This is a genomic window from Cutibacterium granulosum (assembly GCF_900186975.1).
Lineage (GTDB): Bacteria > Actinomycetota > Actinomycetes > Propionibacteriales > Propionibacteriaceae > Cutibacterium > Cutibacterium granulosum.
In genome coordinates this window covers 1,176,817-1,191,169 of the sequence record NZ_LT906441.1, presented here as the reverse complement: position 1 = coordinate 1,191,169, position 14,353 = coordinate 1,176,817, and the positions used below count along the sequence as shown (strand labels likewise).

Sequence of the window (14,353 nt, the reverse complement as noted above, 5' to 3'; positions counted from 1 at the left end):
TTCCTCCAGTAGAACGTCCAAATATTTGGTGAATTGTGACCCATGTCACTCCGGTAGGGTGACAAGGACATGCCGTGGAACACCCCCCTGCCGAGTGCCCCAGGAGTGTGGACGCATCGATCCGCCACGATCTCGCGGGACACCTGACCTGGGCAGCGGCGGCGAGGACGAAAACGGCGGGTGTAGCACCGAGGACGAGCCTCAGGGGAGGCCCACACTGCCGCTGTCTCAGCTCCGACCGGTGGCGACCGTCCACGCTGCGAGAAGGTCGGCGGCGGCCTGACGCGGATCAGGTTGGCCGCAGATGGCCGAGACGACGCTCATACCGTCGCAGTGGATACGGGCCAGATCGGCGGCGTCGTCGGCCTTGACGCCACCGATGGCACACACCGGCCACGGACTGACCTTGATGACCTCGGCAAGACGCCTCAGCCCCAAGTCGTCGGCCTCGGGCTTCGTCCCCGTGGCATGCAGTGCCCCCACGCCCAGATAGTCGACGATGTCCTCACCAGCAGCGATGGCTGCCCTGACATGTTCGGGGCTCTGGGCCGACAGTCCGAGCAGGCGGTCGGGGCCGATGATGCGCCGCGCCGTGGCAACGTCGGTGTCGGACTGGCCGACGTGGGCACCGGCTGCCCCGATGGTCTCGACGAGGTGCACCCGGTCATCGATCAGCAGTGGGACTCCTGCGCCGGCGAGCACGTCCACCAGACGCCGCCCCAGGACGACGAAGTCGTCATCACCGAGGTGGTGGTCCCGCAGTTGGACCAGGGTCGCTCCCCCATCCACGGCCTGCCGTACCGTCTCGACGACGCCGTCCGCGCCACCACACTGATCGGTGTCGGTGACCAGGTACACCGACAGGTCGAAGTCAGGCCTGGACACAGCGGATTCCTCCCTGCTCGGCAACCTCGTCGGGAGTGACGAGGTACAGCTCGTCGATGAGGGCGATGGCGAAGGAGCCGGGGGCGACGGTGCGCCGGGCAGCACGCTCGGCAGCCACGCACATCATCGCCGTGGCGGCCGTGGCGGCGACGAGACGATCGGACTCGGCAGCGGCGAAGGCCGCCATGAGGGCTCCCAAGGAGCAGCCGACACCGGTGACCAGGGTCATCCACTCATGACCCGCCGTGACGGTGGCCACCCGGGCACCGTCAGTGATGCGATCGACCGGCCCGGAGACGGCAACGACGCACTCGTTGGCTCGGGCGAGCTCTCGGGCAGCTGGCAGGGCGGCTTCGGTGGTGTCGACGGCGTCGGTGCCCCGCCCACCCTCACCCGTGCCGTGGAGGGCCAGGATCTCGGAGGCGTTGCCACGAATGATGGCGGGATGACTTGCGGCCAGGCAGTCGCGCACGATCTGGCCACGCCACGGCAGCGTGCACGCCACTGGGTCGAGCACCCATTTTCCGGCAGCTGTGCCGGCAGCCTGTTTCATGGCCTCGGCGGTCTCGGGGTAGGGGGTGCCAGAGTTCACCAGGACTCCCTCAGCCATCTGGGCGAAGATCCCGGATTCCTGGGCGTTGTCGACCATCGCCGGTGAGGCGCCAGCAGCAAGTAGCACATTGGCAGTGAAGTTCGTCACAACGATATTGGTGAGGCACTGCGTCACCGGATTGGCTTTTCGCATGGCCGTCACCGCCTCGGCAACGCGGCTGGTGAAAATGGACTCGTCAGTCATTGGTCTCCCTTCGTCGGCATGACCCGGACAGGTTCAGCGGTCGACAACCAGATCTCATCCAGATGCCCTCTCAGCCCCGACGGGCTCCCGCGCTGGGTACAGCCTAACGCTGGGACGGCAGGACGGCAGCAGCCGTCGGGATCATCACTGGCCCACCCATCCCTCGTCTGGGCTGTGGGCTTCGTCAGGGCTGTGGGCCAGGAGCGACACCGCATAGTGCAGCCCACATGCCGTTGTCCCAGGGAAAACACCTCTGAGCAGGCGGCGCTGGTCGGTGGACAACCACTCAGTTCCCAACCCGGCGCGCCACCTGCGGGTAATCGGTGACGACGGCTTCGGCGTCCACTCCGACGACGACGTCTGCCCCGGCGTCGACCCCGTGGGCCACGCAGTGGGCATCGACGCTGGCGTAGTGCTGCTCCGACGCGGTGACGTGCAGGGAGGGGAGTTCCACCCGCGCCACGATCAGGTTCGTGGACGGCACTGCACCCTCGAGCAGACCCAGCCGTCGGATCGGCATGGTGCAGGTGAGGGGGCACTGTTCAAGATCGCAGTCGAGTGCCGCCGAGAGGTCGGTGTCCGGCGCGATTCCCGGCGAGGCGAGGCCGGATGGTTGCGTGCCGGAGGTGGTGGCCTTGTCGCGCCACTGACCGTTCCTCCGGCGAACGAGGCGCAGCGTCCTGCCCCACCCGTTGCCTGCCACCTCGATGGTGATCTCGCGGGTGATCCAGTGTGAGTCCGTGATCAGTTCCCATCGGGCGGCGTAGTGCGGACATTCCTGCACACCGGTGGCATCCAGATGGTTGCGGTGAAAGGCCACGGTTGCGGTGTTGACGAGATCGGGCTCGTCCCAACCACGCCATGCGTACGTCCGCTTCCTCGCCCACATGAGCATCACCCCACCCATCACCACACAGTTTCGCCAAAGAGGATCGGTCCCAGAATACGGATGCCGGGGCAGGAAATCGTGGCAACGAGAAATACGGGGACAAAAAATGGACTGCTCACAATTGAGCAGTCCATTCATGATGTGGAGCATAGGGGATTCGAACCCCTGACCTCTTCCATGCCATGGAAGCGCGCTACCAACTGCGCCAATGCCCCAAACCTGGGAATCATTCCTGACCCAAGTTCTTCCCGGCTCGCCGGGCGACTCGTAAAACTTTAGCGGACATGGATTCAAAATGCAAAATCGGCCACTCAGGGGCGTGTGCAGCCTCAACTCACCGTCGCGTTGTACGCCATGAGCCGCCACGGTGACGTGAATCCCCTGCGTTGCCGTTCCTCAGCGTCCAGATGATCCAAGACGATCCAGCCGCAGTTGGCCAGTCCACCGAACTGACGCGATGCGGCATAGTCACCACCCATGAGATAGGCCGCAGCCGTACGCAACGCGAACCCGTGCGAGACGAGCACCACAGTCTGCCCGGCATGCTCACCCACGGCGTCCGCACACACGGCGATGATGCGCTCGGCGACCTCGCCGGCACTTTCCCCGCCTGGCCGCACGTAGTCGTCGCGAGCCGTCATGCCAGCGGCGTACGTGGGATCGTTCCGACGCAGCTGGCTGGCCTTTTCACCTGACCATACACCAACGTCGATCTCCACCAGTCGCCCGTCCTCACGCACCGACACCCCGGCTGCCGAGGCGATGGCCTCAGCCGTGTGTCGAGCCCGCTGCAGCGGTGAGGAGAGGACGGCAGCAGGCTCCATGGCGGCAATGACCGGCGCGGTGGCGGCAACCTGCCGTCGACCCACCTCGTCCAGGTCGATGTCGAGACGGCCCTGCAGCCGTCCCTGAACGTTGTAGGACGTGCGTCCATGCCGAACGAGGACGAGCCGTGTCCGCCCACTCACTGGCCAGCAATCCGCTCGTCGGACGATTCGCCAGTAACCTCACCGAAGACGTTGTCAGTCGGCTTGCCCTCGGCGGTGAGCCCCTCGACGGCAGAATCCTGGAACTCCGCAGCGTCGATTCCCTGGGTCCCGGACTCGGCGGCACCGGCGCCCCCATGTTCGGGAAGTTGGAGGTCGATGTGCGGGCAGTCCTTCCACAGCCGCTGCAGGGAGTACTGCTCACGCTCGTCCACCTGCTGGATGTGCACCATGACGTCACGGAAGTCCAGCAGGATCCACCGCTTCTCGGCCTCGCCCTCCGAGCGTGTCGGCCGGAGACCCTCGGCGGCGAGTCGGGCCTGGATCTCGTCATTGATCGCATCTGCCTGCGGTTCGTTGGCTGCCGTGACGAGCAGGAAGACGTCGGTGTAGGCAATGTGCTCCGACACGTCGAGGGCGACGATGTCTCGCCCCGCCTTGTCGAACGCGGCACGTGCGGCGTGGCGGGCGATGTCAATGGCAAGCTGTGTGGCGGTCAATGATCCTCCGTGGGGTCAGGCCTGGTAGAGGCCACGTTTGTTGATGTACTGCACGATGCCGTCGGGCACCAGGTACCAGATCGGTAGATTACTCGTGACACGTCGCCGGCAATCCGTCGAGGAGATCGCCATGGCTGGCACCTCGAGCAGGGTGACCTTGTCGGCCGGCAGATGCGAGATGTCCTCCGGCGTCAACGGCACACCGGGACGCGAGACACCGATGAAGGTGGCCAGGTCGAACAGCTCGTCGGCTCCGCGCCAGGTGAGGATCTGGCGCAGCGCGTCGGCACCGGTGATGAAGAACAGGTCGACGTCGTCTCCACGTTCCCGGCGCAGGTCACGCAATGTGTCGACGGTGTAGGTCTCCCCCTGCCGGTCGATGTCCACCCGCGAGACCGAGAACGAGGGGTTGGAGGCCGTTGCGATGACCGTCATGAGGTACCGGTCCTCACGGTGGGAGACCTTGCGGTCCTTCTTCTGCCACGGCACACCGGTGGGCACGAAGACCACCTCGTCCAGACTGAACCGCGCAGCCACCTCCGAGGCCGCCACCAGGTGCCCGTGGTGAATCGGGTCGAAAGTGCCGCCCATCACCCCCAGCCGGTAGCGTCGTCCGTTGTGTGGACGGGCCAGACCCAGTTCCGTCGACTCCATCAGATCCACGACCTCACACTGGCAATTCGCTGACATGGTGCACGATGCACGCTCCAGACGTGGGGGCCGCGTCATTGCGAGTCATGCACATGGCTCCTCAGCTTATCGAAAACACCTGCCACTGGCATCGGATCAGGATCGGATCTGGCCGGTACCGACGACACGGTAACTGGTCGTCGTCATTTCCGGTAGTCCCATGGGGCCTCGGGCATGCATCTTCTGGGTGGAGATGCCGATCTCGGCGCCGAACCCGAACTGTCCACCGTCGACGAATCTGCTGGACGCATTGACGAGGACGGCTGCCGCGTCAACCATCGCGGTGAACTCCTGGGCGGCCACCACCGAATTGGTGACGATCGTCTCGGAGTGTCCGGTGCCGTACTGCGCAATGTGCGCGATGGCCTCGTCCAGGTTGTCGACGACCTTCACAGCGAGGTCCAAGGAGAGGTACTCCGCCTCGTACTCCTCGGCGGTGGCCGGGACGATGCGGTTGTCGAGGGCGACAGCACGTGGATCGCCGTGCAGGGTGACGCCGTCGGCCACCATCTGATCGGTGAGGGCTGCGATGGCCTGCGGGGCGATGTCGGCATGGATGAGCACCGTCTCGATGGCATTGCAGACGCTGGGCCGCTGCACCTTGGCATTGCGGGCGATGCGCAGGGCCATGTCGAGATCGGCGTCGGCGTCGATGACGAGGTGACAGTTGCCCAACCCGGTCTCGATGACGGGCACCGCCGAGCCGGTGACCACCCGCTGGATGAGCCCCTTGCCACCACGCGGAATGAGCAGGTCAACCAGTCCGCGAGCCTGCATCATCTCGCCGGTGACCTCATGACCACCTTCCACGAGGCTGACGAGATCTGCGGGCATTCCCGCCCGGGTCAGCCCGGCGCGCAGGGCGGCGACGATGGCTCGGTTGGAGTCGAGCGCCGATGAGGAGCCCCGCAGCAGAGCCACGTTTCCCGACTTGAGACAGATTCCGGCAGCATCGGTGGTGACGTTCGGACGGGCCTCGTAGATGATCCCGATGACGCCGATGGGAACCCGGACCTGCTCGATGTGGACCCCCTGGGGAGTCGTCCAGCCGCGCACCACCTCACCGACCGGATCGGCGAGTCGAGCCAGGTCCTCCAATCCGCACGCCATCGCCTCGACCCGCTGCGGGGTGAGGGTGAGGCGGTCGAGCATGGCCTGGGACATTCCAGCGGTACGGCCTCGGGAGACATCGGTCTCGTTGGCGGTGAGGATAGTGGCGCTGTCGGTGCGCACCTGCTCGGCCATGGCACGCAGGGCGGCGTCCTTGGTGGCACGATCGGCGCGACGCAGCTGGGGGCAGACGGCCTTGGCCGCTTGGGCCTGGCTCACGAAAGCGGTGGTCATGACCTGATGGTAGAGCCAGATCAGTTCGAAGCGGCAATTGGTCCACCAGGAGAGCAGGTGACGCAGCAGTACGAGCCTCCATCTGCCACCATGCCGCTGCCCCCATGGCATGGGGTTGACGAGGGCCGGGGGTGAGAGACGGGTGGAGCGCAACGAACTGGCTCGGCGACGATCCGGCAACAGGGGCGGGACCCGTCGATGAGGCTGCCAGGCGATGGGTCCTGGGTCTGCCGTTCAGCTGCGACGGCGTCTGCGGGAGAGCACCATCGCGTCGCGATGCACCACCTCGCGGGAGGCGCCCGGGCCGAACTCGGTGGCCAGCCAGGAGCTCGACCGTCCTCGCATGGCTCGCACCTCCTGGCCACCGTAGGAGGCGATGCCCCGCCCAACAGGTTCGCCGTCCGGCCCGATGAGCAGCACCGGATCCCCGGGCTGGAAGTCGCCGTGCACCGTCGTCACACCGACGGCGAGCAGTGAGGCGTGCCGTTCACGCAGGGCGGTCACCGCTCCGGAGTCGATGTGGATCTCCCCCTGTGGGGACGCGGCATGCGCCAGCCAGAGCAGCCGTCTGGGGCGATGCACCAGGGACGGGGCGAAATAGGTGCCGACATCCTCACCGGCCATCGCCTCCCCGGCCAGATCGGCTCGGGTGAGCACCACCGGAATCCCCGACCCGGCTGCGGTGCCGGCAGCGTCGAGCTTGGTCGTCATGCCTCCGGTGCCCACCGCGGATCCGCCCCCGTGGGTCTGCACCTGCAGGTCAGCCGTGTCAGTGACCAGGGCGATGCGTTCGGCCCCCGGCGTCGACGGTGGCGCGGTGTAGAGGCTGTCGACGTCGGAGAGCAGGACGAGCGCCTCGGCGCGCACCAGTTCGGCGACCAGCGCTGCCAGACGGTCGTTGTCGCCGAACTGGATCTCGCTGGTGGCCACCGTGTCGTTCTCGTTGACGATGGGCACTACCCCCAGCGACAGCAGTCTGGTGAGTGTGGCCGAGGCGTTGCGGTAGCCGCGGGGCCGCACGAGGTCGTGCACGGTGAGCAGCACCTGGCCCACCTGCAGGTCGTGCTCGGCGAACCGCTGCGCATAGTGGGCCAGCAGGATTCCCTGTCCCACCGAGGCGGCCGCCTGTTTGCCGGCCAGGTCCCTGGGGCGGTGTGGCATGCCCAAGGCGGGGAATCCGGTGGCGATGGCCCCGGAGCTCACCAGGATCGGTTCCCTGCCGTCTAGACGTGCTCGTGCGACGACGTCGACCAACTCGTCCACCCTCGCCACGTCGATCCCGCCGCCGGGGGCCGTCAGTGACGACGACCCAACCTTGACGACGATGCGGTGCGCGGCGGCGATGACATTGCGTGCGGACGTGGTCATTGCTGATTCCAGTTCGGATCCTGCTCGGCGACCTCGGCGCGCCACGAGCGTCCAGTGGTGTCGCGACCGACGACGCCGAACTCCTCGCGGGCCTTGTGGTACTCCCGATCCATCTCACGGCGTCGGGTCGCCGAGGGCCGCTCCCCCTGCAGACGCTGGTCCTGGCCGCGCCGCGACAGGATCTCGGCACCGGCCTCGATCTGTGGGGCGAAGTCGAAGATCACCGCGTCCTCACCACCGATCGCCACGGCATCACCGGCCAGGGCCCCCTGGACGAGCAGTTCCTCCTCCACGCCGAGCCGGTTGAGACGGTCGGAGAGGTAACCCACGGCCTCGGGATTGTTGAAATCGGTCTGGGCAACCCAGTGAGTCGGTTTGGCACCGGTGACCCGCCACAGGAAACCGCCGTTGCCGTCACCCTGACGTTTCACCTCGAACTCCTTGGCTGGCGCGGAGGTCGCCCTGGGACGGATGACGATGCGTTCGGGTTCCGGATCGGGTTGCGCGGCACGCGCCTGCTCCACCAGCTCGGCCATGGCGTAGACGAGTGGTTTGAGCCCCGCACCAGACTTGGTGGAAATGGGGAAGACCGGGAGGCCACGAGCCTCGATGTCGGCCTTGACCATCTCGGCGAGGTCATCGCCGTCGGGTACGTCCACCTTGTTGAGAGCCACCAGACGAGGGCGATCCTCCAGACCGCCGTGCGCCGCCAGCTCACCCTCGATGACGTCGAGGTCGCTGATCGGATCACGTCCGGGTTCATAGGTGGCGCAGTCGATGACGTGGACGATGGCTCGACACCGTTCGATGTGACGCAGGAAGTCAAATCCCAGTCCCCTGCCCTGGGAGGCACCGGGGATGAGTCCGGGCACGTCGGCCACGGTGTACGTCGTCTCACCGGCCACGACGACGCCGAGGTTCGGCACCAGGGTGGTGAACGGGTAGTCGGCGATCTTAGGGCGTGCCCGCGAGATCGCCGCGATGAGGCTCGACTTGCCAGCCGAGGGGAACCCGACCAGGCCGACGTCGGCGACGACCTTGAGTTCGAACCTGATCCGGCGCTGCTCGCCCTCCTCGCCCAGCAGGGCGAAACCGGGAGCCTTGCGGGCCGCCGACGCCAGGGCAGCGTTGCCCAGCCCGCCGCGTCCCCCAGCAGCAACGGTGAGCTGTGCCCCAGCTCCCGTGAGGTCGGCGAGCGTCTCGCCAGTCTCGACATCGGAGACGACCGTGCCGTCGGGCACCATGAGCACGACGTCGGCACCGTTGGCACCGTTTTGGTCGTCACCACGACCGGGCTCACCATTGGTGGCCTTGCGGGTGGACAGCCGGTGATAGTCGACGAGGGTGGTGAGCTGTGGATCGACGCGCACGATCACCGACCCGCCGTTGCCACCGTTGCCACCGTTGGGTCCACCCAGCGGTTTGAACTTCTCCCGTTTGATCGAGGCGCAGCCGTGGCCGCCGTTGCCGGCGACGGCAAGGATCGTGGCGCGGTCGACGAAGGACGGAATGGCCATGGGACGTCTCCTGGGAAAATCGCGGGGTGAATTCAGCCTACCCGTGCGGGGCTGACCAGACGAAGGTTGCCCGCCGGGGAGGCACCGAGACCTGCAGCCCCGCCCGGGGAATGGGCTGGTACCGGACACAAAGAGGCCCGAACCGCCTTGGCGGCTCGGGCTCTCGTGATATGGAAACCGGGAGGATCAGGCCTCGACCGGATTCACACTGACGACGCGACGACCCCGGCGGGAGCCGAACTCGACAGCGCCTTCACGCAGTGCGAAGAGAGTGTCGTCGCCACCACGACCGACACCATCTCCGGGATGGAAGTGGGTACCGCGCTGACGCACGATGATCTCACCAGCATTGACGATCTGGCCGCCGTAACGCTTGACGCCGAGACGCTGAGCGTTCGAGTCACGACCGTTGCGCGAGGAGGACGCGCCCTTCTTGTGTGCCATGTCTGTCTACCTTCAGCCTTCGATTCCGGTGACCTTGACCTGGGTGTACTTCTGGCGATGCCCCTGACGTCGCAGGTAACCGGTCTTGTTCTTGTACTTGAGGATGCGGACCTTGGGGCCCTTGGTCTCGCCGAGCACCTCGGCGGTGACCTTGGCCTTGCCCAAGCCATCCTTGTCCGAGGTGACAGACTCGCCGTCCACCAGCAGAAGCGGGGTCAGCTCAATGCTGCTACCCACCTCGTCGGCGACCTTGTCGATCTCGACGATGTCACCCACTGCCACCTTGTGCTGGCGGCCGCCACTACGCACGATCGCGTACACGCCTGACCTACTCTCGTTGTTGTCTTCATCACGGGACCGGAACCAGCGGCCCCGGAAAAACTTCGTCTGACGCCGACGCGATACACGCGCGCCAAACCGGCTGCCTACTATACGTGAGCACAATCCGCGAAGCAAACCGGCATCGGAAGCTCACACGGTCGGTACGTTATGCCACGTGACGCGCTCTGTTCCACTTCAGTCGAAGCCGAAAACCAGTACACCAGGATCACCAAAGGCGGCACCGGCTCCATTTGTCCCTGTCATTCGACGATGGGGTCCTTGTCATCGGATGCATCAAAATTTCATGAAGTATTCATCATACGTTCATGTCATTGTCGGCTGATTTCTCCTCCACCCCGCTAGACATGTGAAGGCTTCCACCACTGGTGGAGACCATCACTCATCATCTCTTCGGGAGCTACTGTGACTATCTTCGAAGGTCGGCGAAACCACCGAAACGTTCTGCGCGCTGTGACTGCTGTCGCTGCACTTGCCATCACTGCCCCATCACTGAGTGCCTGTGGTGGCTCCGACTCCAGTTCCGAGGCGCCCAGCTCGTCGAAGAAATGGGTTTCAGCGGTCTCCGCGGACAAGGGCGGTGGCATGGACGCCTTGGAGAAGGACGCCAAGGCCGAGGGCACGCTCAACGTCATCGCTCTACCGCACAACTGGTCGAACTACGGTCAGGTGATCGAGGGGTTCAAGAAGAAGTACCCCGATATCAAGGTCAACGAGCTCAACCCCAATGCTTCATCGGCTGAGGAGATCAGTGCCGCCAAGACCAATGCCGGCACCAACAAGGCCCCTGACGTCTTCGACCTCGGCATCGGTGTGGCTACCACCAACACCGACAAGTTCGCCCCCTACAAGGTTGCCTCCTTCAACGACATCCCAGCGGGAGCCAAGGACTCCAACGGTGCATTCGTGGGTGACTACACCGGTCTCATGACGCTGGGCTACAACAAGACCAAGTACGGCTCGATCGACGTCAACAACCTCAAGAAGTCCCTCAGCGACCCGAAGTTCAAGGGCACGGTTGCCCTCAATGGCAAACCTGCTGAGGCTGGTTCCGCCCAGAACGGATTCCTCGCCGTCAATCTCAACCAAGGTGGGTCCTTGGACGACTTCCAGCCCGGCTTGGACTTCTTCAAGGCCCTCAAGGACGCCGGTAGCCTCAACACCATTGACGTCACCGATGCCACCATCGACTCCGGCCAGACCGGCGTCGTCTTTGACTGGTCGTACAATCAGGCGGCCATCAAGGAGCGTCTGAGCAAGCAGCAGAATGTCGACTGGGAGGTGCTCACCCTGCCCAACGGCGAAGTGGAGCAGTACTACAACCAGGCCGTCAACAAGGACGCCCCACACCCGGCAGCTGCACGGCTGTGGGAGGAGTACCTCTACAGCCCCGATGCCCAGAACGAGTGGATGCGCGGTGGAGCCATTCCGTCCCTGCTCGAGAAGATGAAGAAGGACGGCACCGTCGACAAGGACGCTCTGGCGAAGTTGCCGGAGATCAAGAAGCCGGTGACCTACACCTCCAAGCAGGCTGATGCCATGACGACCTGGCTTGGCAAGAACTGGCCCAAGACCATCGGAAACTGAGTTTTCCATGACCGGCTCTCCTGCTCGCTCCCACGCTGCCGCCACCACCGATGTGCAGGAGCGTGGGACTGATGCATCACATCCCAAAGCGCAACTGCAACGGGCAACACCCCAATCCAGAAGACGTATCTCGCCACTGTGGGGAACCAGCCTGTTCTTCCTCTACGTGGCAGCCTTCCTCGTGCTTCCGACGATCCTCATCGCCGTCAGCGCCTTCCAGGATTCCGACGGAACCTTCTCCACCACGAACTTCTCGGTGCTCACCGAGGCCAACACCGTGGAGGCGTTCGGTACCTCTCTACTGGTGTCGCTGGCTTCAGCGCTCATCAGTGCGATCATCGGTGGGGCGGCCGCCAATGCCTTGGAGGTGCTGTCACAGACCAGGCCACTGCTGCGTCGTCTGGTGACTTCGCTGTGCTCGGTGCTGGCACAGTTCGGCGGTGTCATGCTGGCCTTCGCCTTCATCGCCACCATCGGCGTCACCGGGGTGCTCACCCAGTTGCTCAAGACCATGTTCGGTGTGGAAATTGACCCGACCTGGCTGTCGACCCTGCCCGGGCTCACCCTGGTCTACTGCTACTTCCAGATCCCTCTCATGATCATTGTCTTCCTACCGGCCCTGGACGGTGTGCGTCCACAGTGGCGCGAGGCCAATGCCGTTTTTGGTGGCAGCACCTGGACATACTGGACGAAGGTGGCCGGTCCAATTCTGTGGCCGGCATTTCTCGGCTCGGTGATCTTGCTGTTCGCCAACGCGTTCTCGTCCTTTGCGACGGCCGCAGCGCTGTTCTCGCAGCGTTCCATTCTCGTTCCGCTGATGATCCAGTCGAACATGAGCAATGAGCTCGACACCACCCAGCAGGGGTCTGCTGCCATGTTGGCCCTGGCGATGATCGTCGTCGTCGCCATCGCGATGGCCCTCAACTGGATGCTGTCCGCCAAGTCGGAGAGGTGGTCACGGCAATGAACCGCTCAACTACCGGCAGGTGCCATGAAGCAGGCCACTGGCTTCTCCTCATCCTGGTGCTGCTCTTCTTCCTCATCCCGTTGGTCTCGCTGTTCCTCTACAGCATCCACCGACCATTGGCCGCCACCGATGCGTGGACCTTCGACTCCTGGGCCACTCTCTTTGGTGGGTCGGACGGCAGCGTCGACCTCACGGAGCTGGGCAATGGTCTGGCGAATTCAGCCATCGCAGCCGTCATCACGGTGGCGATCATGCTCATCATCCTGCTGCCGACAATGGTCATCACCAGGTTGAGCTCTCATCGGATGGGCAAGGTGGTGGAGTTCGTCTGCATGCTGCCACTGGCCATTCCAGCCATTGCCCTGGTGGTGGGTCTGGGACCCATCTACCGTTTTCTTTCCACGACCATCCTGTCCACCGATGGGTACTGGCTGGCCCTGGCCTACGTCATCCTCGTACTCCCCTACGCTTACCGTGCTCTGGACGCTGGATTGCGTCAGCTCGACGTCCGAACCCTCTTCGAGGCGTCCCAGACATTCGGTAGTTCATGGTTGGGCACGATGGTCAAGGTGATCATTCCCAACTTGCGCACCGCGATTCTCTCGGCCTGCTTCGTGTCGATCGCGGTGGTGCTGGGTGAGTACACCTTGGCTGCGCTGCTGGGCCGTAGCAATCTGCAGAATGCTCTATTCGTCATGAACCAGAACGACTCGTTCATCGCTGCAGCCATGGCGTTGCTGGCAATGGTGTTTGCCATCGTGCTGCTCATGAGCATCGACGTGGTGAGTGCAGCTGCCAACAAGAAGTACCAGAAGGGTTCGAAACGATGAATACTCGTGCGGACGCCGTCGGCGTCACCATGGAGAATGTGGTCAAGAAGTACGGTCAGACGACCGCCCTGCGCGACTTCGGTCTCGTCGTCGAGTCTGGGGAGATGGTCGTCCTGCTCGGGCCGTCCGGCTGTGGCAAGACGACTGCTCTGCGTTGCCTGGCCGGTCTCGAGTCGGTCAATGGAGGGCGGATCCTTGTCGGTGATCGGGACATCACCCACGTGCCGGTTCAGAAGCGTGAGATGGCCATGGTCTTCCAGTCGTACTCCCTCTTTCCACATCTCAACGCCCTCGACAACGTGGCCTTCGGCCTGCGCAACAAGAAAGTGGGCAAATCCGCAGCTCGTACGCAGGCCCAGGAAGCCCTAGAACTGGTGGGACTGGCCGACCAGGTGGGCAAGTACGTCCACCAGATGTCGGGTGGCCAGCAGCAGCGAGTCGCTCTGGCTCGCGCTCTGGCCGTCAAGCCCCAGGTTCTGCTGCTCGACGAGCCACTGTCAGCTCTGGACGCCAAGGTTCGGGTCCAGCTGCGCGAGGAGATTCGTCGTATCCAACTCGACGTGGGGATGACCACCTTGTTCGTCACCCACGACCAGGAGGAAGCCTTGGCCATCGCCGATCGGGTGGGCGTCATGCATGGCGGACGAATTGCCCAGCTCGATGCACCCGAGAAGATCTACAACGAGCCGAACACACCATTCGTCGCCAAATTCATTGGCGTGACGAACAAGGTCCGTGCCCATTCCGACGGTACGACAGCTCAGTTTGGTGACAATCAACTCCCTCTGCTACCTGGCTCAGCCACCGGCGAGGTTGACGTACTCATCCGCCCCGAACACATGCGACTCGAACCGACTTCACGTGCCAATCGTGATGCCACGGTGGCCTCAGTGTCGTTCCTGGGAGCGTTCGCCCGAGTCAACCTCACCACATCCGCTGGCACCGGGATCGTCGTCCAGACGCCGGCGGCAGCCAGCTCCCACCTGAGCGCTGGGGATGGTGTGCACATCGAGCTCACCGGCGCACCCGTGTTGGCCGAGTCGCCTGAGGAACTCACTACGGCGTAACCTACTCACCCGGTGCACAACACACGTCAAGGCCCCAACCACGAGTGGTTGGGGCCTTGTGTCTGACAACGATCGAAAGGCCAGTATGAGGCGAATTGGCCCCACGGTACTGTCGGCCGCGAATGTCAATCGATCAGAGAGGAA

At 64.3% G+C, this 14,353-nt stretch carries 14 protein-coding genes, 1 tRNA gene and 1 pseudogene; 4 read left to right on the top strand and 12 right to left on the bottom strand.

The window, feature by feature from the left end:
* Positions 1-228: 228 nt before the first annotated feature.
* The 12 genes and pseudogenes from thiE to rplU form a co-directional block, all read right to left on the bottom strand.
* Entirely contained in the window at positions 229-885 is a 657-nt protein-coding gene (gene thiE, locus CKV91_RS05035; RefSeq protein ID WP_021104438.1) for a thiamine phosphate synthase, read from the bottom strand.
* The gene (thiM, locus tag CKV91_RS05030; RefSeq protein ID WP_021104439.1) at positions 872-1,681 is read right to left on the bottom strand and encodes a hydroxyethylthiazole kinase; all 810 of its coding nucleotides are present in this window, start codon (positions 1,679-1,681) and stop codon (positions 872-874) included. The genes thiE and thiM overlap by 14 nt, the downstream gene beginning before the upstream one ends.
* Positions 1,682-1,967: 286 nt before the next feature.
* Positions 1,968-2,570, bottom strand: a complete 603-nt coding sequence (locus CKV91_RS05025; RefSeq protein WP_157738738.1) for a putative glycolipid-binding domain-containing protein — start codon at positions 2,568-2,570, stop codon at positions 1,968-1,970.
* A 142-nt stretch (positions 2,571-2,712) separates the two neighbouring features.
* A tRNA-Ala gene (locus CKV91_RS05020) sits at positions 2,713-2,785 on the bottom strand.
* A gap of 114 nt (positions 2,786-2,899) precedes the next feature.
* Positions 2,900-3,538 (bottom strand): histidine phosphatase family protein, encoded by a 639-nt coding sequence (locus CKV91_RS05015; RefSeq protein WP_021104440.1) that lies wholly within the window; start codon positions 3,536-3,538, stop codon positions 2,900-2,902.
* 125 nt (positions 3,539-3,663) lie between these two features.
* Positions 3,664-4,056 (bottom strand): annotated as a pseudogene (rsfS, locus tag CKV91_RS05010) (ribosome silencing factor); the annotation flags it as partial.
* Positions 4,057-4,071: 15 nt separating this feature from the next.
* The gene (gene nadD, locus CKV91_RS05005) at positions 4,072-4,710 is read right to left on the bottom strand and encodes a nicotinate-nucleotide adenylyltransferase (protein ID WP_036904434.1); all 639 of its coding nucleotides are present in this window, start codon (positions 4,708-4,710) and stop codon (positions 4,072-4,074) included.
* Positions 4,711-4,842: 132 nt separating this feature from the next.
* Positions 4,843-6,090 (bottom strand): glutamate-5-semialdehyde dehydrogenase, encoded by a 1,248-nt coding sequence (locus tag CKV91_RS05000; RefSeq protein WP_065860750.1) that lies wholly within the window; start codon positions 6,088-6,090, stop codon positions 4,843-4,845.
* Between the two features lie 234 nt (positions 6,091-6,324).
* A complete protein-coding gene (gene proB, locus CKV91_RS04995; RefSeq protein ID WP_065860703.1) occupies positions 6,325-7,458 on the bottom strand; it encodes a glutamate 5-kinase in 1,134 nt (377 codons plus the stop codon).
* Complete coding sequence (obgE, locus tag CKV91_RS04990; RefSeq protein WP_065860702.1) at positions 7,455-8,975, bottom strand: GTPase ObgE; 1,521 nt, start codon at positions 8,973-8,975, stop codon at positions 7,455-7,457. The genes proB and obgE overlap by 4 nt, the downstream gene beginning before the upstream one ends.
* A 186-nt stretch (positions 8,976-9,161) precedes the next feature.
* Positions 9,162-9,419: a 50S ribosomal protein L27 gene (gene rpmA, locus CKV91_RS04985; protein ID WP_021106098.1), complete on the bottom strand. Its 258-nt coding sequence runs from the start codon at positions 9,417-9,419 to the stop codon at positions 9,162-9,164.
* A gap of 12 nt (positions 9,420-9,431) precedes the next feature.
* Positions 9,432-9,740: a 50S ribosomal protein L21 gene (gene rplU, locus CKV91_RS04980; RefSeq protein ID WP_021106099.1), complete on the bottom strand. Its 309-nt coding sequence runs from the start codon at positions 9,738-9,740 to the stop codon at positions 9,432-9,434.
* 471 nt (positions 9,741-10,211) lie between these two features.
* On the opposite strand from rplU, the gene CKV91_RS04975 reads away from it, so the two are divergent.
* Genes CKV91_RS04975 through CKV91_RS04960 form a run of 4 tightly spaced genes read left to right on the top strand, consistent with a single transcriptional unit; the run spans position 10,212 to position 14,209 of the window.
* Positions 10,212-11,345, top strand: a complete 1,134-nt coding sequence (locus CKV91_RS04975) for an ABC transporter substrate-binding protein (protein ID WP_021106100.1) — start codon at positions 10,212-10,214, stop codon at positions 11,343-11,345.
* 7 nt (positions 11,346-11,352) lie between these two features.
* On the top strand, positions 11,353-12,312 hold the full coding sequence (locus tag CKV91_RS04970; RefSeq protein WP_021106101.1) for an ABC transporter permease: 960 nt from the start codon (positions 11,353-11,355) through the stop codon (positions 12,310-12,312).
* Positions 12,309-13,142, top strand: a complete 834-nt coding sequence (locus CKV91_RS04965; RefSeq protein WP_021104450.1) for an ABC transporter permease subunit — start codon at positions 12,309-12,311, stop codon at positions 13,140-13,142. The genes CKV91_RS04970 and CKV91_RS04965 overlap by 4 nt, the downstream gene beginning before the upstream one ends.
* Positions 13,139-14,209 carry an ABC transporter ATP-binding protein gene (locus CKV91_RS04960; RefSeq protein WP_021104451.1) on the top strand — a complete coding sequence of 357 codons (1,071 nt, stop codon included), beginning with the start codon at positions 13,139-13,141 and terminating at the stop codon, positions 14,207-14,209. The genes CKV91_RS04965 and CKV91_RS04960 overlap by 4 nt, the downstream gene beginning before the upstream one ends.
* Positions 14,210-14,353: the final 144 nt, after the last annotated feature.